Below are 17,390 nucleotides of genomic sequence, written 5' to 3'. Positions count from 1 at the left end.
CGTCTAATTTTCAAGTAAGCGGCTAAACCCACCGTGGTCATTGGTAATCTCCACATCGGGCAATTCACTGGCGCGATGCTCGCCCCAGATGGACATTTGCACCAAAATTTGTCCTAATGAACGACCCAGGGGAGTCAAGGAGTAAGTGACCTTAAACGGTGCTTGTTCACCCGTAATCTGACGATCGATAATCCCATCTCGTTCTAATTCCCGCAATTGTTGCGTCAGAACCTTTTGCGAAATATCTGGGAGCGCTTGCCGCAGATCACAGGTTCGTTGCGGCCGATTGCCTAAATGGCAGAGCAATTGCGGCTTCCACTTACCACTAATAACTTTTAACGTGGCTTCAACGCCATTATTAAATGTCTGTTTCACAAGTCGACCTCCCGCTTTTTTGATCAGTTTACCCTTTACGGGCTATTTTGGGTAGTAGGCACTTTTGGGTAACCATGAAATTCCGACGCAACTTGTCCTGCATAATTTCAATGATGCTTGTATATCCTGCGGGATCGTAACTATAAACCGGCGAAGCCATCGGAACTGATCTTTGTGAACAGGTGAGAATAGTCCCCCTCATAAAAACCGCCCAGCTTGTGAATAACCCATCTTGACGGCCAAATTAATTTAATTTTTTTCTGTGGGCACGACCATTACACTGGTATCCACAATCCCAAACTTCCGACGTAGTGTGCCTTCAATATCCTCGCTCAACCGATAACTATCTTGGACTTCCATGTGCGCATCGACGGCGATTGTGGTATCCACCGTAACGACATTCCCATTGTAGTGGGCCTTAAGCTCCAAGACCTCGTTGACCGCCGGAAAATCTCCAACCGCAGCTCGGAATTGATCTTCCAACTTGGGATCAAAGTAATCCGCCAAGTTTAAACTACTTTCACGAAAAATCTTAACACCGGCGGACAGAATGAATAACCCGACAACCATACTGGCCACACCATCTAGCCATTCGACCTTGAATAGCATGGCACCACCAATTGCCACCATCGTACCGACACTGGTTACCGCGTCGCTCAGACTATCTTGCGCGGCCGCAACCAACGCGGCACTCTGAAGACGCCGACCACCACGTTTATTCATCCACCAGACGCCCAGCATGATCACGGTCGCAATCCCAGCCCCAACCAGGGTGATTGGTTTAGGAATCTCCTGTTCGGCGTGACTCATGAGGCTCTGAACGCCACCATAGATAACACTAATCGCGATCACAATCATCACTAATCCCGTAATCATGGTAAAGACCGTCTCATAGTGGAACCGCGTCAATTGGAGACGTTGCCCACTGTGCTGAGACTCTTCTGGCAATGGCCGTCCCATCAAGTCATCATCGTCAATATCGCGGGCAATGTGAATCCCGACTAATAATAGGACGGACGCGATGATTCCCGATAAATTATTAAACGCATCCGCACGTAAGGTTTGCGAGTGCCCCACGACGGCTAAATAAAATTCGATCACCGAAATGGTTAGATAAGCGGCCACGTTTAACCAAAGATGACGCTGGGCACCCTTTAATTTTTTTAATTCTTGTTGTTGGCGTTCGTGCCAGGCAATGGTTTCCTGACGCCGATGCTCGTCAAATTCGTTCATGAGCAACCCCTCTTATCCCCTAAGATACTGTCCATTATAATCACTTTTATGACGATTACACTAGCCACATTGAAATAGATCAAACTTCCCCGCCTACAGCTCAAGATTGTCGTTTGAAACCATCAAACTAAGTCGCCGCATGCCAAATGGGCCTATCCCGACAAACTATTTAAAAATTAATAAGGTCACTTGTCTTGTATAAGACCGCAAGACTAACAATCACAGATTGCCAAATAACAAAATTAAACTAGCGCGTTGAATACAAAAACTATCTGGGGCCCAACTCTGTTCAGCATACGTGTCCTCACAAAACAAATCCGTCATCGGATAACAATACTCAACCATCACTGCTGGCGAAACTGGATCTAAAGCAAAGGTGGTTAGAGACGTAGTCCTGTGTCGGTGGCGTTAGAGCGGCTGAACTTGCCGGTCTTACACCACGGGCCACCTTTCGAGCTGCCCGCTTTCTGGGTGGCTTGAAAGTGAGCTTGGAGACCGGCTCTCGGCTCCAAGCGGGCCCCCATAGGACGGAGCCCCTAACCGCCGTCGACGGTCCAGTCCATCAAGCCCTAATCAACATCCGAGTCATCGTGTCCATCTCGCCATTCAGGAGCGTCAACCACTACTGGCAAGCTGGATCTAAGCCAAAGGTGGTTAGGGGCGTAGTCCTGTGTCGGTGGCGTTAGAGCGGCCGGACTTGCCGGTCTTACACCACGGGCCACCTTTCGAGCTACCCGTTCTTTGGGTGGCTTGAAAGTGAGCTTGGAGACCGTCTCTTGGCTCCAAGCGGGCCCCATAGGACGGAGCCCCTAACCGCCGTCGGCGGTCCAAACCCATCAAGACTTAGCCAAAGACCGCGTGATCGACCTGTTGACCGAGCCGATTCATGGCTGGTATTTGCTGGCCGAGTTGGCCGCCCTCGCTCATGGCGACGACGACCACTGCCTTGCCACCCTTAGCAAAGATGGCGGCATCATTCTCAACACCATAGGTATCGAATTCCCCCGTCTTGTTGTAGATCGTCCGATCGGTGGGGACATTCTTAGGCAACTTGCTGTGGTTGGTATTTTCACTCATCAGTTTCAACATCGCCGTGTCCGCCGAGGTCGATATCAACTGATGCCGCCAAAGTTTCATCAGAACCATGCTCAGATCAGCCACCGACGTCAGGTTGTCCGTACCGGCATCTAAGGCCTTCTGATCCATCATCTTGCGAACCACGTGGGTATCCTTGGCCCCCAGCTCCCGTGCATATTGATTAACAACGCCCAATCCCCCAACCTGCCGGAGGATAACATTCGTTGCCGTGTTATCACTAACGGTCATCATATAATGTAATAGTTGTTGGTTGGTCACGGTCGTACCGGCCGCCATGCCTTGCAGGCTACCGGTTCCACCAACCTTGTCGGCATCCCTTAACGTATAGTGCCCGCTGAGTTGATATTTTCCCTGATCCACCTGATGGTAAACCGTCGCCAAGATAAAGACCTTGATATCACTGGCGGCTCGTTGTGCCTGATTATGCCACTGATAGTGGTCACCGGAAAAGCTCGTCGCAATGGCAACTGAATTGTGGCCTTTCAGCTTTCCCACTGTCTGTTGGGTAATGGTCTTGAAGGGATAAGCCTTACTCGTTTGCCCACTAGTCTTGGCTTTTTTGGCTGGCGTCTTCGCCTTTTTGGTTGGCCGCGGGGCGTTTGATCGACTCGCCGACTGACTCGTTGAGCGTGCCGGTGCCAGTTTAGAATTCGCCTGACCCCACCAGAGCCCGCCGCCGACCAGGATCAAAACGATGACGGCGATTCCCGCTAATCCACGTTTTTTCATTGTTTTCACTCCTAAAAGAAAAGTCCGAGACCACCGTCCCGGACCTCATTTTGTTCACCCTAACTTTACTTGATCCAAACCTCGTTGACCAGGTCGCCGTGGTAAGAATTCCCATCGGTCAACACAATGTCATCATCGTAAGATGTATAGCCGTAGTACGTTTCGTGTTCCCCATTGTCCCAGGTCACATCGATTTCAACGTTGGCGTTAATCTTCTTGGTGTCATTCGTCCCCGTCGTCACGTCATAAGACAGAATGCCACTTTGGCTAGATCCGGAAGCGACCGCCGTCCCGTAAAAGGCCGAACCATCATTGTTGTGTTGAACGACAGAACCATCGGAACTAATCGTCAGATCCATTTGTTGCCGATCGGAATCAGAATTGTAGAAAACATAGTCCCCGGTGAACTTCGAGAAACTACTAAAACTGTTATTAGTTCCCGTCGAAGTGGTGTTATTATTCGACGTGTTATTCCCATTATTGGTCGACTTGGAAGACTTGTTATCCTTTAATAGGAACTTGTCGTTACTCTTCTGCAAATGGAAGTATTCGGATTTCAATGAGCCGAAGCCCTTCTTGCTCAGATCTGCAATATCAATACTGCTTAGCTTCTTATTGGAAGCCTTATAGTGGCCATCGGCGTTCAATGACTGGGCATCTTTAATAATAACCTCGTCTTCGGCCAATTGACTATTGGATGAACTGCTGGAACTGCCGTTTTTATCTGCCGCACTGTTCCCAGCGGTACAACCCGCCATCCCAACTGCTAAGACTGCCAAGGCCGCCGTCAGGATAATTTTTTTGATTTTCATATGTACGTGCCTCCATTTTTTTATAAAGACTTTTTATGTATAATGCTGGAACCATAGTTTCAGTTTAAGCTAATTGTTATTTAACTACAATAAATAAATCCATTTTTAAATAACCGACGCAACTACTTATCCAATCATTGACCGGAAACGCCCTTCACTGATAGAACAATCAATCAAAACTTATGAAATTTACGATCCTTTTCACGATCGCTTTTTCACCTGTGAAAGCATTAACTTAAATTTTCTTTTAGGCGACCGATCGCTTGCTATCAGTGTACTCTATTAGTTTTTTCGTTCAACGACCTATCTTCCATCGGAAACCTATTGCAAACTGTAACTAGTTCGGCTATAATTGCTTTGTGAAATCGGTATTAAAGATTTTCAAAACTTCTGAAAGAAGGTATTTGTATAATGGCTGATCGTAGTTATGACTTTCTGATGCCCAGCGTCAACTTTTTTGGCCCTGGTGTAATCTCTAAAATTGGTGACCGTGCAAAGATGTTAGGAATGAAGAAACCGGTAATTGTTACCGATAAATTCCTGGAAAGCATGGAAAATGGTGCCGTTCAACAGTCGCTGGCTTCACTGAAGGCTGCTGGCGTCGACTACGTCATTTACAACAATGTCGAACCAAACCCAAAGATTCGTAACATTAAAGAAGTTAAGAAACTTTATGAAGACTCTGGTGCGGACTCCATCATTACTATTGGTGGGGGGTCTGCTCACGATACTGGTAAGGGTGCCGGCATTATCTTGACCAACGGCGACGACATTACGAAGCTCGCTGGGATCGAAACGTTCGACAACCCATTACCTCCACTAATTGCCGTTAACACGACTGCCGGGACTGGTTCAGAATTGACCCGTCACGCGGTTATCACTAACGAAGAAACTCACTTGAAGTTCGTGGTCGTTTCATGGCGGAACATTCCGTTGGTTTCATACAACGACCCAACTTTGATGCTCGATGTTCCTAAGGGCTTAACTGCCGCTACTGGGATGGACGCCTTTGTTCAATCCATCGAACCCTACGTTTCCGTTGATCATAACCCGATCACCGACTCACAATGTATCGAAGCTATCAAGTTAATTGAAACTTCCTTACGTGAAGCCGTTGCCAACGGTCACAACCTGGACGCACGGACTAAGATGGTTGAAGCTGAAATGTTAGCTGGGATGGCCTTTAACAACGCCAACTTAGGTTACGTTCACGCTATGGCTCACCAACTTGGTGGCCAATACGATGCACCTCATGGTGTTTGCTGTGCATTGCTCTTACCTTACGTTGAACAATACAACATCATTGCTTGCCCAGAACGTTTTGCCGAATTAGCAAAGATCATGGGTGAAAACACCGATGGTTTATCAACTCGTGACGCTGCTGAATTGTCCATCAAGGCCATGAAGCAAATGTCCGAAGACGTTGGTATTCCTAAGTCCATCAAGGAAATCGGTGTTAAGCCAGAAGACTTTGAATTGATGGCTGAAAACGCCTTAAAGGATGGGAACGCCTTCTCTAACCCTCGTAAGGGGACTAAAGAAGATATCATCAAGATCTTCCAAGCAGCCTACGACGCAAAATAAAGGGTGACGTCAGGCGGAAAAATTTGCCTGACCCAACCCGTTTCAGCGGTCGCCGGTCGCCCGGATCGAGAATCCCCGAGCCACAAATGGCGTCTCAGAAACCAGTTTCATCCGTGGCCGACCACGAATAGCCCAGCTATTCCCCCCCGATCGACCGCAACCGTCAGCTTCCAGCGAACCCTTACAAGCTAGAAGTCTGCACTAAATCTAATAATCAACCGACCTGTCCAGGCGCCGGTGGGGTGTTGGTGAGAACTGTTAGCCGTTGTTTAGTCGACAATGTGTGAACGACACTGATCCAACAGCCGGTCCGAACTCGTTTCGGTTAAAGACTGTAAGTGTGTCAGCTCGCCTGACCACTTGCCCCCTTCGCGAGTGATTAGTCCGGGTACGATTGTGATGTAAGACGAGAGTCATCTTCGGATGACTCTTTTCTTTTACCCACTTTGTCAAACTAAACCCCCGCCATAGCCAATTCATGAGGAGCAACGGTTATAAATAATAACAAAACGACTGATGCTTACCGCCTAACTGGACGGTAAGCATCAGTCATTTTTTATTTTCTCTTAATCAGTTGGTTCTACCCGGTAGCGCAAAACCGTCTTCGCCTTTTCGGGAGCCGTACGCCGTGTATCCGTCAGATAAATTTCCCGATGCCAGTAATCTCCCATCGTCGGTCGGACCTGTAACCGTCGCTCTTTTAGGATCTGTTGTAGGTTGGCAAAGGTTGCCGGTTCATCATCAAACGGTCCGTGGTGGATCGTTTGTAAGACGAGTCCCTCTTCATAAGATTCCCACCGAATCTGGTCCAACCAGGGATTGGTCTTCTTCGCACGGACTCGCTGCAGGCTGGCTCGGAAGTCTGCCTCAGTTAATCGATCTGGCTGCCGCAACATGATCTTGTACCGTAAAGCGGCCTTGTTTAAATTTACTCCCCGTGAGCCATCTGTCGTCGTCCAGACGCCCTCCAACGGATAAACGACGTATTCGTACGGATCGCCGAGTTCGCCCCGCTTTAACGCCATTCTCAGGTCATAGGCTACCGGATACAAGGCGCCGATCTGCTCGCTGAATTCGGGTTGGTTAGGATCACCCTGACCTTGAATCGTGATAAAGTTCAACCGCGGCAACGTCAACACCGTCGGTTCTTTCGGCAAATACCAAGCCTGTTCGCTCTTCCGCCATTCATGCTTCATATCGTCATCCTCCAATCCCCAGGGTTACGCTTCATTTCACCAAAAAAACGCCAGTCCAATTGACTAGCGCTTTCTGGCATTATTTTTCAACTAACGGGATCAACATTTCGCCATGAACCCCATCGGCATCCGTCCCCGTTACAAACGAGGTGTTGGGACCACCAACGTAGGCATAGTCCGTCAGTTGTGGCAAAATCTCGCCGAAGGCCGGGCCCTCTAAGGCATTGTAAACACCCATCTGATCGGCGGCCGTGCCAGTTATTACCAGATACTTGCCGGCTGGAAATTCGATCAACCGTTGACCAGCGGCCGCCGTCGTGGCTGGCGCGACTTGGCGACCCGCATAGTAATGAAATTCGCCATTAATTGCTTCATTAACGGCAAAAGGATAATCATTAATCCCGGTCAATTCATCTAGGGCATGATTGGCATTAATCCCCCGCCAGAAGTCCTGCTTCTGCTGACCCATCGTCGAGTAGTCGCCAGTCAGAAGTTTATCGATGCCCAGGACTGTAAATGCTGCCTTTGTTTCAATCGTGTAATCTGCCATGTTGTTGTGGCCTCCTTAAGATGATAAACTCAGTGTACCGTCTAATGGTTTCAAAAAGTGACACTGTTAGGAGAAAACCAATATGACTAAAACCGACCGAATCAATACCATCATGCGCTATATCAACAATCGTCAGTTCTTTACCATTCACGAGCTGATGACCCACTTCAAGGTTTCCCGTAGCACCATCATTCGGGACCTCAATAATATTCAAGAACTTGGAATGCCCCTGACCGCTACCGTGGGCCGCGACGGTGGCTACGCCGTCATGCAGAATCAATTGCTGCCCGCTGTGCAATTTAACAGTGAGGAGCTCAAGGCCCTCTTTGTTAGCTTTCTAGCAACGTTAAACACACAACTCCCCTATCTACAAAACCGCAACACGCTAACTGAAAAGTTGGTGGCTATCGCTTCACAAACTCAGCAAGACGACCTGTTAACCTTACAAGAGCTACTGGTCTTCAAGCACACCAATCCGGCCAACACCCAACTAACCGAGCTTACTGACTTTGCCCCGCCCATGCTAAAAACCTTACTCAACGCCTGTTTAGTGAGCCGTCAGTTGAAACTTCAACTAGCGCGAGCGACGATGGCCGTGTGGGTTCGGCACGTCTACAACCGCCAAGACAACTGGTATGCCGACGTCTGGGACTTGAAGGCCCAACGCTTTCGGGAAATCGCCATAACCGCTATTCAACGGCTCACGTCGTTAGCGCCGGACCAGATCATCGATCCCAAGAAACTGGCCACCATCATCCAGGCTGCCCGTCCGATACCTAACGTCGCTCTCCGCCTGGACACGGTGGCTATTCAACAGTTCCGTCAGCATCCCCACCCCACGGCAGTCCTACAGTTTCTGGACCCTTTTCAACAGACGGCCAAACTCGAATGTACCGTGGATGTGACCAAACCGCAATCGGTGCGCGACTTCACCCGGTGGTACCTATACTTAGGGCATACGGCCCAGATTACCACCGCACCAGCGACCGTCAAAACTGCGTTACGCCGGGAACTAACGGCCCAGTTGGCACAACTAGACTAAGCCTTGATGCTGGACCGTGAACAGTAAAAAATGCTTTGGGATGACTGACCCCAGAGCATTTTTACTGTTTAATCTGATTTAACTGCCAACCCGGTTAGAAAAATCGACCACTTTGCCAAGAAACTGCTCATGACGGTGTTAACCAATATTTTCAAGCGAGCGTCATGCGACCATCCATGATCGCATACGTCTTGTCGGCGAATTCCTTCAATCGCAGGTCGTGGGTCACCACCACAATCGCCTTATGATGTTGTTTGGCCAAATCGCGTAGCAAACCACCCACGACCTTAACCCGTTCACTATCCAGGGCGGCTGTGGGTTCATCCGCCAAGATGATTTCCGGATTCTGATAGAGCGCCCGGGCAATGGCTACTCGTTGCGTTTGGCCACCCGAAAGTTCACCAGGAAACTGGTGGATCAGCTCCAAAATGCCTAGCTGTGTCAGGAGCGCCGTTAGAGCCGCGGCAGAGAGATTCCCCTGTGGCTTCACCCGATCGACCAACGTAAATTGATCTTGAACGGTTAAGTAAGGCACCAAGTTATAGGCCTGCAAAATGAACCCAATCTTGTTTAGCCGTAAGGCATCGCGGGCCTTACCATTCAACCGATGCAGGTTCTCTGACTGTACCTGGACCTCACCGGCAGTCGGTGTTTGAATACCACCGGCAATGGTGAGAAAGGTACTCTTGCCGGAACCGGACGGCCCAATGACCAGACTCACCTCACCGGTAGCCGCCTCGAAGTTCACGTCCTTTAAAACCGTAACCTCATTGGTATCGTGCCCAAAGACCTTAGTCACATGACTTAATGTTAATGCTGGCATGATTAACCTCCAATCACGCTGACGGGGTCAACGTGTAAAATAATCCGAACGGGAATCAATGCCCCCACGACACCGGTCAATAAAATTCCCCCGGTGACCCCCGCCAATAATGGCAGATTAAAACTCATCGGGACACCGGCGGGCAGGGCCAAGACCGTGGCTGCCGTCAGGACCGCGCCAATTGCCAACCCACTCACCACCAGGATAAGCGCCTGACTAATCGTGGTATTAACCAATACGGTCGCGGGAATCCCCTGGGCTCGCAACACCGCATAGTTGGGTAACTTCTGCATGGTGAGAATATACAGGAAGACGGCAATGACCACCATTGCAATCACCATGAGAAAGGCAATCATAAAGGTAAAAGTGGTATTTTGAGCGGAATAGCCCGGCAATTTATTGATAAATTTGCTCATCGACAACGTGGCCAGTGCCGAGTTCTTAGGCTTAAAGGTCGCCGCGTTCGAAACAATTCCGCTAGCCTTAAAGTCGGTCGTCACGTGACTCAGGGCTCGCCAGGTCGCCAATGTGCCGTAAATAACGGGCGCAACGCTCAGCTTAGCATTGTGGGTGAACCCTACAATCCGATAGTGCGTACTGGTGGAATTCAGTTGGACCCGATCCCCCAGACGGTAGCCATTATCCTTAAAGCTGTCGTCAACCATAACTTGATTGGCCTGGGTGGGTTTATGGCCACTCGTCACAGGAACTCGGTCATAGATAAATTGATCACGATCTAACCCCAGAAACTGGGCCGATAACTTCGCCCGGCCCCGCGTCTTGGCTACCACGCCAGCCTGACCAATGTAGGCCTCATGACGACTGAGCGTCAGTGTCTTGGCTGTCTTCGCGGTAATCAGCGATTGCGATAGGCTCTCGTTAGCGTCATCATTCAAGGTTATGGAGCGGGCATCCCAAGACGAAATCGCCTGGGTATTCTGCTGGGCTAACCCATAAGATAGACCACTTAGAACAAAGACCAGATAACTGACCAAGACCACCATCCCAACAATCAACCCATAGCGCAACTTTTCATGGCGAATTTCTTTCAGTGCTAAAAACATCGCATTCGCTCCTATTCTTTCAACAATTCTAGGGCCTGGCGAAACCGATCCATGACTGCCGATGAAGGATGACTCATCATGGCTTTAATCGTCGCGTGACTCAAGACCATAGCGGCCCAATCGGCACTACTGAGACTCGCCGGTGTGGGTTCTTCCGGTAACAGGCTTTCATTCTCGCTGTAATGGCGTCGAATCAGTGCCGAGTACTTGTTATCTTGGAAATGGTCGACGAAGCTAGCCACGGCCGTATAATAGGCTGCCGGATCAAACGCCTCGGTTGGATCGGACACGTCATGATGGACCGCCGCCATCGCCTGTCTGAACAGTGTCTGATAGGCGTCGGTTAAATCATCAAAGTATTTATAGAAGGCCCCGCGGGCAATCCCGGCATCCTTCACGATCCGGTCCACCTGGGCATCAGCCAAACTATAGTGGGAAAATTCATTTAGCAGGGCCGCTAAGATTCGGTCCTGCTTGGCGATTGTTAAATTTTTATAGGTTTTTGAAGGCATTTTTTTACTCCTTTCAAGTCGCAAGTGACACCGTGTCACTCGTGACTATGAGGTACTTTATCACGAAGGTGACACCGTGTCAACTTTAAGCTAAATAAATCGCCCGGGACCAAGTCCCAGGCGATTTTTCAAGACTGTTTTTTATACTCGAAAGGGTGCCAAAGGGCGGCCGATTCTGCCTGAACCGATCGCCCAGCGATTCCCAGCCAAGATGATTAGGTGATCAGCCTAGCGGTGCCCCGGCTACCTGTCGTTGGTCCCGCTCGCCTAATCAGTCGTTAATCTTTGCGGTTCGCCGATGACGAGGTGACCACCGATCGCTAGGAGTAAGAATCCGACGGCCACAGTACAGACCCCCGGCCATCCGGCATGACTCCAGGCCCAGGTAGCCGACAGGGTGCCAAGCGATCCCCCCAAGAAATAACTGAACATGAACACCGAGTTATTCCGACTGCTGGCCTGTTTATTTAACGATTGAACGATGGCCTGACAAGAAACCTGACTGAATTGCGTTCCCAAGTCTAATAGAACAATCCCCACGATCAGTCCGAGAAGCCAGTGACCCAATACCCAAAAGATACCGAAGGCTAAGCCGGAAAATACCATCCCCAGCCCCACCGTCAATCGTGGTGAGCGTTGGTCAACCAGGTTACCAATGATCGGCGCCGCCAGGACCCCGGCAATTCCCAATAGGCCTAGCAGGCCGGCCACGCTACTACCCAGATGATACTGGGCGGCCAGATAAAAGGCCAGTGTCGACCACAGGACGTTGGACATACCAAATAGACAAAATCCATTGATGGCCGCACCACGTAGCGCTCGTTGACTGGTAAATAACTTGGGTAACGTCCGAATCACCGGCCAGTATTTCAGTGCCTGGTGGCCCCGCACATCTCGTGGCAACTGAACATGGACGATGGTCAGAAAGATCAGGTCGATGCCGGCCGCAATCAAGTAGATCGCCTTCCAGGGTAAGATGCTTCCCAGCAGGCCACTAAAGGATCGCGAAAGCAAAATTCCGGTCAATAAGCCACTGAGAACCATCCCTAAAACCTTCCCCCGTTGTAGACTCGGCGCCAGGTAACCTGCGTAGGGAATAATAATCTGTGGCGCCACCGAGGTAATTCCGACCAACGTCGTCGCCACCGCAAATACTCCGGCATTAGGTGCCCAGAACGCCAGCAGCAGTGAGCCAATCGACAGTAGCATCATGAATTGGATTAAATGATACCGGTCGAAGATGTCACCTAGGGGAACAATGAGCAGTAACCCAAACGCATAACCGAGCTGGGTCAACATAGCAAGCAGACCCACCGCGGCCTTCGACAGGTTAAAGTCGGCCGCAATCAAATTTTCAATCGGTTGAATGAAATTTAGGTTGGCAACGATCACCCCCGTTACCACAGCCATGAGCAAGATGGTTCTTCGAGACAAAGTCACTTCTGTATTCACACATAAAACCTCCTAACAAAAGTTTAGGACTTTTACCGCCAAATGAAAACCAGTGCTCGGATTCGCAAACGCTTTCAGTTCTGAAAGTGAGAATTTTCTGAAAATGCCGAGGACTTTTTCACAAATTTTCAAAATAATCCTTACGACGGCCGAAAAAACGTGGTATAGTAACCAATCGTGGGAATTTAAACGAGGAGCAACATAATGCCTAAAAATTTCAAAGAAGAATTACTATTTACTGCTGTTATGGCCGGCCTGATGGTCTTGGTCATGGCAGGTTACAACGTTGCCTTAGCCGATGGCTTTGGTAACCACTACGTCCGTGAGGTGCTGTTGGGTTATCCACTGGCCTTGGTCGTCGCAGCCATTTGCGACCTGGGGATTATCGGTCCCGGGGTGAAGTACCTCTTTTTCCATTTCATTATTAACGATTACATGAAGAAGAAACAAATTCGAATTGCCTTAACCATCTCCGTTATGATGGTTGCCGGCATGGTTACCTTGATGTCCCTATTCGGGATGATTGTCACCCAGAACTTCGGTAGCAACTTCTTCTTAACCTACCTGCACACTTGGATCTTCAATATCTTCATGGCTCTGCCATTACAATTGTTGATCGTGGGCCCAATCGCCCGGAAGATTCTTGGTGCCGTTCAAGCACGGAGCGCTGTTAAATCCGCTACCGAAGCTAAATCAGAACCAGAATCCGTTAACGAATAAACCAAAACTTCACGTCGCCGCTATCACCTAGATAGTGTTGCGGCGTTTTTTATTTGCTGGGGACCCACGCCAGTCGATAAGCCCAAAAACGGCATGATCAGAGATCATGCCGTTTTTGGTGATTAATGTTAGTTTAATTTGACCTGGGACTACCTCTTTTCCCGCTTTTGGCGTATCCTTAAGGAAGTTAACTATTCACCAAATTTCTTAAGGAGCGTCCTACATATGAAAAAATGGAAACTACGGTTGGCTACCGCCCTCATGCTGTTGTTGCCACTGGCCTTTGTCGGCTCCACGACCTCGGCTCAGGCCGCCAGCAAGGCCACCACGAGCGCGAAGACTAAGCCTAAAAAACACTACTTAATCATTATGGGCCATGGCGCCGGTGATCCCGGTGCTAGGGGAAATGGCACCAATGAAGCGACCTTTCTCCGTAAAAACCTACTGCCCCAACTAAAAAAATATTCGAAGCAGGTTAAACATAGTCGGATCACCTTCTATAATCCTAAACACAATATCGTCAAGGATACCCTGGTCCATCACAAAGGGTCCTACAAGATTAGCAAACATACGACGGTGATCATGTTCCATCTGGATGCCCCCTACGGTAAGGGTGGCCACGTCATCATCCATAAGAAGCACCCCACGAAACGAGACAAGCGCCTGGCCAAGGTAATCAAGAAATACGTGGGGCTTAACCGGGGCTACCGAGGCGGCTACAGCTTCCGCACCAACCTTAGAAACTGTAATGTCCTCCGAAAGCGCGGCATCGACTACAGTTTGGTAGAGATGGGCTTTATCACCAACAAGTCTAACTACAAGCATCTCAAGAAAAATATGGCTAAGATTGCCAAGGCTGACATCGAAGCTATCACCAACGAAAAAATTAAATAATCTTTTGAGCTGTCAGAATATTGACAGCTTTTTTAATACCCAACCTACTCCGTAAACTTGCGCTTACTTTCCATACGGCGACCGAGCCCACGCCAGTCAGCGCTTGCCTTTCTTAACCAAGTCAATCAACCTGAAAAAAATCGATGGTTTTTATTGTAAACGCTTACATACACTGCTAGAATCATTCTGATAGATATTTTTATATAACTCGAGGGAGTGATCAGAATGCCTTACATTTACTTAGGAGCTGCTATTTTTGGTGAATTAATCGGAACCAACTTACTTAAAGCCGCGACCGGCTTCACGCGACTTATTCCTGGCATGGGTGCCATGGTGGCCTACGGTTTGTGTTTTTATTTCCTATCGTTAGCCATGAAGAGTATCGACTTGAATATTGCTTACGCCATCTGGGCGGGAATTGGCATTGTGATCACCACCGTCATCTCCCTCACCATTTGGCATGAACCTATTAATCTCGCGAGTATCGTGGGAATGGGCTTAGTGGTTGTCGGCGTGGTTGTTTTGAACTTGTATGGGCCTAGTCACTAGGCTGTCTTAGCTTAAGGGGGAATCTACAATGGGGACTGTTGTTATTCTTGGCGCCGGCGCAGGATTTGGGATGGCGATCGCCCGGGCCTTTGCGCAGCAGGGGGATCATCCAATCTTAGTTGCCCGTCACGCGGATTCATTGAAGAAACGATGTGCCCAGCTACACACTGAAGATTTACCGGCGGACTACTTGGTCGCCGACTGCACGGACGCCGCCCAAACGGCAACCATGTTCGATGACGTTCAAAACCGGTGGGACCTGCCCACAACGCTGGTCTACAACGTCGCCGACACCAGCCTGGATAACCCGTTGGAGTCACAGATCGATGAAATTAGTCACCGTTTCGCAGTCAACGTGCTCGGTGCCATCAGTACCATCCGCCAGTTCATTGCATTGACCCCGGACGATACCCCTCGCACCGTTTTGGTAACCGGCGGCGGGGCCGCGCTGCATCCCGGCCAACTCACCACGTCACTGTCACTGACTAAGGCCGCATTACGGAGCTACGTCTTTTCACTGGCCCCGGCCGTTAAGAAACGGGGAGTATATGTGGGTCTGATTACCATTCAAGGTATTTCCGGAACCAGCACGGAAATGGAACCCGTGAATGTAGCTCAGGCGTACACCCAAGCAGCCCGGGAACGGACCGCTACCGAAATCTTCTACCCCGGGGGCGAGCCCAATGCCACCTCCGAATTCGATCAATTGCAAGCGTTGACCAGCGATCCCGAAAAGCTATATGCCTTTCTCGAAGAACACGCCGGGGCGGCCGCCTTCATTCGGTCCCATCCGGGTTGTTTAAAACGCCACTAAACCTGAATAACCAAACCAGAGTCTGGGATGAAACCCAGGCTTTTTTCGACTGTGCCCAACTCGATATGTCTGTTCCGTCGGGCCACAAGCAGTTAACCGCCTGCGATTCCCTAGCTGAATAACTCCTAGATTGGCGGCGACGATGGCCGGCACGGACTCGAAAAATTCCCGAACGCCCACAGCATTTATCCACCAGATCATCTTAAACGGATCCGGAACTAATCTCCCATGAAAAATGCCCCGCCCCTTTCGAAGGGGCGCTTTTCTTTGAATGCAACTAAACAAGTCTCAACTTCCCGCAAATTCGAAATTTTCCCTGCGGTTGATGAAGCCCCTATTCATTGGGGTTACCAGGCCTTCTGTTGGCTGAAACTTTTTGTGAAAGCGCTTGCTTTTGTGACTGATTGTGTAATAATGATCAGTGTATACGAAACTTAAATAATTATAAACGAGGTGCCGATTATGAAGATTCAAGCTGCAGTTGTTGATAAGCAAAATGCTGATTTTGATATTCGTGATGACGTTGAATTGACTGACATGGGTCCTGATGACATTCAAGTTCACATGGTTGCCAGTGGGATCTGCCACTCCGATGAAGCCTTACGCACTGGGATTGCCACGATCGACTACCCGATCGTTTTAGGCCATGAAGGTTCCGGGATCGTTGAAAAGGTTGGGCCCGAAGTTACCCAATTCCAACCAGGCGACCACGTTGTTTTAAGCTTCTATGGCTGTGGCAACTGTAAGAGTTGCCTGAAGGGGATGCCAACCCAATGTGAAAACTACGCGGCTAACAACCTGTCCGGTGTTCGGCCAGACGGTAGCGCCCACTTCACCGAAGATGGTCACAAGGTTGCCGACATGTTCGACCAGAGTTCCTTCACAACCACGACGGTGGTTCGTGAACGGAACGCTGTTAAGGTCGATAAGGACCTCGACTTACGCAAGTTAGGACCGCTGGGCTGTGGCTACGTCACAGGTTCCGGAACGGTTCTCAACACCTTGAAGCCTAAGCCTGGTGACACCATTGCCGTCTTTGGGACTGGTGCGGTTGGTTTGGCTGCCATGATGGCCGGTCGGATTTCCGGGTGCACCAAGGTTATTGCCATTGATATCGTGGATTCACGGTTAGATTTGGCCAAGGACTTAGGCGCCACCGATGTCATCAACAGCAACAAGGTTGACGACGTTGTGAAGGCCGTTCAAGACTTAACTGGTGGTTTCGGCGTTAACTTCGCTGTTGATACAACTGGCGTTTCCGCTGTTATTAGTAACTCCATCGCTGCCTTGGCCCAAGGTGGGACGTCTGCAGCAATTGCGGTGACGAACCAACACATCGACCTCGACACCTGGAATGACCTCTGTGTCAACGACAAGAGTGTCATCGGCGTTAACATGGGCGACTCCGTTCCTCAAATCGACATTCCTCGTCTAATCGAATTTTACAAGTTAGGCATGTTCGACTTTGATAAGACTGAAAAGTTCTACAAGTTCAGCGACATCAATGCCGCAAACGCCGACTCTGTTTCCGGGAAGACCATCAAGCCCGTCCTGGTTATTGATGACAGTTACGTTCCTGGCAAATAAATATCGAATTTAAAAAAGACGCTATGACTGAGATCATAGCGTTTTTGCGTCTTTAAAAGTGATCTAACTAAAATACGAATGCCGGTCGACCAGGTTATTCAATTCCCCTATTGGCGCCTCTTTTAATTAGTAGAGCCGATCGGAAAAGTTATCGCGACCGCCAGCCAGCATATGCGTCTGAACCAGCCAATCCTCGCGGCGCGCCAATTCTTGCCACAGTGCCAATAACACGTATGCTTCTGCCATTTTCCATCATCCTCCCGATTTAATTTTAGTATGCCGGAATCGTTCCAAAAAGGCGAGAACTATCGATTTGCCGACTTAGCCGTCGAGCCGGCCATTGAATGTTACCCAAA

At 49.5% G+C, this 17,390-nt stretch carries 17 protein-coding genes; 7 read left to right on the top strand and 10 right to left on the bottom strand.

The window, feature by feature from the left end:
• Nucleotides 1–3: 3 nt before the first annotated feature.
• The 4 genes from LSE01S_RS04065 to LSE01S_RS04045 all read right to left on the bottom strand — a co-directional run bounded on the left by LSE01S_RS04065 (nt 4) and on the right by LSE01S_RS04045 (nt 4,247).
• Nucleotides 4–375, bottom strand: coding sequence for a winged helix-turn-helix transcriptional regulator (locus tag LSE01S_RS04065; RefSeq protein WP_061776353.1), 372 nt, complete (start codon nt 373–375; stop codon nt 4–6).
• 249 nt (nt 376–624) lie between these two features.
• Nucleotides 625–1,608: a cation diffusion facilitator family transporter gene (locus tag LSE01S_RS04060; RefSeq protein WP_061776352.1), complete on the bottom strand. Its 984-nt coding sequence runs from the start codon at nt 1,606–1,608 to the stop codon at nt 625–627.
• 843 nt (nt 1,609–2,451) lie between these two features.
• Complete coding sequence (locus LSE01S_RS04050; RefSeq protein WP_061776350.1) at nt 2,452–3,435, bottom strand: serine hydrolase; 984 nt, start codon at nt 3,433–3,435, stop codon at nt 2,452–2,454.
• 65 nt (nt 3,436–3,500) lie between these two features.
• Complete coding sequence (locus tag LSE01S_RS04045; protein WP_156470468.1) at nt 3,501–4,247, bottom strand: hypothetical protein; 747 nt, start codon at nt 4,245–4,247, stop codon at nt 3,501–3,503.
• A gap of 411 nt (nt 4,248–4,658) precedes the next feature.
• Here LSE01S_RS04045 and LSE01S_RS04040 point away from each other — a divergent pair, with 411 nt between their 5' ends.
• Nucleotides 4,659–5,831: an iron-containing alcohol dehydrogenase gene (locus LSE01S_RS04040; RefSeq protein ID WP_061776349.1), complete on the top strand. Its 1,173-nt coding sequence runs from the start codon at nt 4,659–4,661 to the stop codon at nt 5,829–5,831.
• Between the two features lie 566 nt (nt 5,832–6,397).
• Here LSE01S_RS04040 and LSE01S_RS04035 read toward each other — a convergent pair.
• Nucleotides 6,398–7,027, bottom strand: a complete 630-nt coding sequence (locus LSE01S_RS04035) for a GyrI-like domain-containing protein (RefSeq protein ID WP_061776348.1) — start codon at nt 7,025–7,027, stop codon at nt 6,398–6,400.
• A 79-nt stretch (nt 7,028–7,106) separates the two neighbouring features.
• Nucleotides 7,107–7,577 (bottom strand): effector binding domain-containing protein, encoded by a 471-nt coding sequence (locus LSE01S_RS04030; RefSeq protein ID WP_061776347.1) that lies wholly within the window; start codon nt 7,575–7,577, stop codon nt 7,107–7,109.
• 82 nt (nt 7,578–7,659) lie between these two features.
• Here LSE01S_RS04030 and LSE01S_RS04025 point away from each other — a divergent pair, with 82 nt between their 5' ends.
• Nucleotides 7,660–8,619, top strand: a complete 960-nt coding sequence (locus LSE01S_RS04025; RefSeq protein ID WP_061776346.1) for a helix-turn-helix transcriptional regulator — start codon at nt 7,660–7,662, stop codon at nt 8,617–8,619.
• A 151-nt stretch (nt 8,620–8,770) separates the two neighbouring features.
• On the opposite strand, the gene LSE01S_RS04020 is transcribed toward LSE01S_RS04025, so the two are convergent.
• From LSE01S_RS04020 to LSE01S_RS04005, 4 genes are all read right to left on the bottom strand, one after another.
• Nucleotides 8,771–9,442: an ABC transporter ATP-binding protein gene (locus LSE01S_RS04020; protein WP_061776345.1), complete on the bottom strand. Its 672-nt coding sequence runs from the start codon at nt 9,440–9,442 to the stop codon at nt 8,771–8,773.
• Between the two features lie 2 nt (nt 9,443–9,444).
• On the bottom strand, nt 9,445–10,506 hold the full coding sequence (locus LSE01S_RS04015; protein WP_061776344.1) for an ABC transporter permease: 1,062 nt from the start codon (nt 10,504–10,506) through the stop codon (nt 9,445–9,447).
• 11 nt (nt 10,507–10,517) lie between these two features.
• The gene (locus LSE01S_RS04010) at nt 10,518–11,018 is read right to left on the bottom strand and encodes a TetR/AcrR family transcriptional regulator (RefSeq protein ID WP_061776343.1); all 501 of its coding nucleotides are present in this window, start codon (nt 11,016–11,018) and stop codon (nt 10,518–10,520) included.
• A gap of 267 nt (nt 11,019–11,285) precedes the next feature.
• On the bottom strand, nt 11,286–12,470 hold the full coding sequence (locus LSE01S_RS04005) for an MFS transporter (protein WP_061776342.1): 1,185 nt from the start codon (nt 12,468–12,470) through the stop codon (nt 11,286–11,288).
• A gap of 204 nt (nt 12,471–12,674) precedes the next feature.
• Here LSE01S_RS04005 and LSE01S_RS04000 point away from each other — a divergent pair, with 204 nt between their 5' ends.
• The 5 genes from LSE01S_RS04000 (at nt 12,675) to LSE01S_RS03980 (ending at nt 17,034) form a co-directional block, all read left to right on the top strand.
• On the top strand, nt 12,675–13,190 hold the full coding sequence (locus LSE01S_RS04000) for a DUF2798 domain-containing protein (protein WP_061776341.1): 516 nt from the start codon (nt 12,675–12,677) through the stop codon (nt 13,188–13,190).
• A 225-nt stretch (nt 13,191–13,415) separates the two neighbouring features.
• Nucleotides 13,416–14,084, top strand: coding sequence for an N-acetylmuramoyl-L-alanine amidase (locus LSE01S_RS03995; protein ID WP_061776340.1), 669 nt, complete (start codon nt 13,416–13,418; stop codon nt 14,082–14,084).
• Nucleotides 14,085–14,309: 225 nt separating this feature from the next.
• Entirely contained in the window at nt 14,310–14,633 is a 324-nt protein-coding gene (locus LSE01S_RS03990; RefSeq protein ID WP_061776339.1) for a DMT family transporter, read from the top strand.
• A 28-nt stretch (nt 14,634–14,661) separates the two neighbouring features.
• Complete coding sequence (locus tag LSE01S_RS03985) at nt 14,662–15,447, top strand: SDR family NAD(P)-dependent oxidoreductase (RefSeq protein ID WP_061776338.1); 786 nt, start codon at nt 14,662–14,664, stop codon at nt 15,445–15,447.
• Between the two features lie 462 nt (nt 15,448–15,909).
• Nucleotides 15,910–17,034: an NAD(P)-dependent alcohol dehydrogenase gene (locus LSE01S_RS03980; RefSeq protein WP_061776337.1), complete on the top strand. Its 1,125-nt coding sequence runs from the start codon at nt 15,910–15,912 to the stop codon at nt 17,032–17,034.
• Nucleotides 17,035–17,390: the final 356 nt, after the last annotated feature.

It is taken from the genome of Levilactobacillus senmaizukei DSM 21775 = NBRC 103853 (assembly GCF_001592085.1).
Classification (GTDB): domain Bacteria; phylum Bacillota; class Bacilli; order Lactobacillales; family Lactobacillaceae; genus Levilactobacillus; species Levilactobacillus senmaizukei.
The sequence above is the reverse complement of the archived record's forward strand: the minus strand, read 5'-3'. Positions and strand labels throughout refer to the sequence as shown.

What these genes read in the sequence shown, in the direction of transcription:
- LSE01S_RS04060 (WP_061776352.1), bottom strand. Translation starts at nt 1,608, where the DNA reads ATGAACGAATTTGACGAGCATCGGCGTCAGGAAACCATTGCCTGGCAC.
- LSE01S_RS04050 (WP_061776350.1), bottom strand. Translation starts at nt 3,435, where the DNA reads ATGAAAAAACGTGGATTAGCGGGAATCGCCGTCATCGTTTTGATCCTG.
- LSE01S_RS04045 (WP_156470468.1), bottom strand. Translation starts at nt 4,247, where the DNA reads ATGAAAATCAAAAAAATTATCCTGACGGCGGCCTTGGCAGTCTTAGCA.
- LSE01S_RS04040 (WP_061776349.1), top strand. Translation starts at nt 4,659, where the DNA reads ATGGCTGATCGTAGTTATGACTTTCTGATGCCCAGCGTCAACTTTTTT.
- LSE01S_RS04035 (WP_061776348.1), bottom strand. Translation starts at nt 7,027, where the DNA reads ATGAAGCATGAATGGCGGAAGAGCGAACAGGCTTGGTATTTGCCGAAA.
- LSE01S_RS04030 (WP_061776347.1), bottom strand. Translation starts at nt 7,577, where the DNA reads ATGGCAGATTACACGATTGAAACAAAGGCAGCATTTACAGTCCTGGGC.
- LSE01S_RS04025 (WP_061776346.1), top strand. Translation starts at nt 7,660, where the DNA reads ATGACTAAAACCGACCGAATCAATACCATCATGCGCTATATCAACAAT.
- LSE01S_RS04020 (WP_061776345.1), bottom strand. Translation starts at nt 9,442, where the DNA reads ATGCCAGCATTAACATTAAGTCATGTGACTAAGGTCTTTGGGCACGAT.
- LSE01S_RS04015 (WP_061776344.1), bottom strand. Translation starts at nt 10,506, where the DNA reads ATGTTTTTAGCACTGAAAGAAATTCGCCATGAAAAGTTGCGCTATGGG.
- LSE01S_RS04010 (WP_061776343.1), bottom strand. Translation starts at nt 11,018, where the DNA reads ATGCCTTCAAAAACCTATAAAAATTTAACAATCGCCAAGCAGGACCGA.
- LSE01S_RS04000 (WP_061776341.1), top strand. Translation starts at nt 12,675, where the DNA reads ATGCCTAAAAATTTCAAAGAAGAATTACTATTTACTGCTGTTATGGCC.
- LSE01S_RS03995 (WP_061776340.1), top strand. Translation starts at nt 13,416, where the DNA reads ATGAAAAAATGGAAACTACGGTTGGCTACCGCCCTCATGCTGTTGTTG.
- LSE01S_RS03990 (WP_061776339.1), top strand. Translation starts at nt 14,310, where the DNA reads ATGCCTTACATTTACTTAGGAGCTGCTATTTTTGGTGAATTAATCGGA.
- LSE01S_RS03985 (WP_061776338.1), top strand. Translation starts at nt 14,662, where the DNA reads ATGGGGACTGTTGTTATTCTTGGCGCCGGCGCAGGATTTGGGATGGCG.
- LSE01S_RS03980 (WP_061776337.1), top strand. Translation starts at nt 15,910, where the DNA reads ATGAAGATTCAAGCTGCAGTTGTTGATAAGCAAAATGCTGATTTTGAT.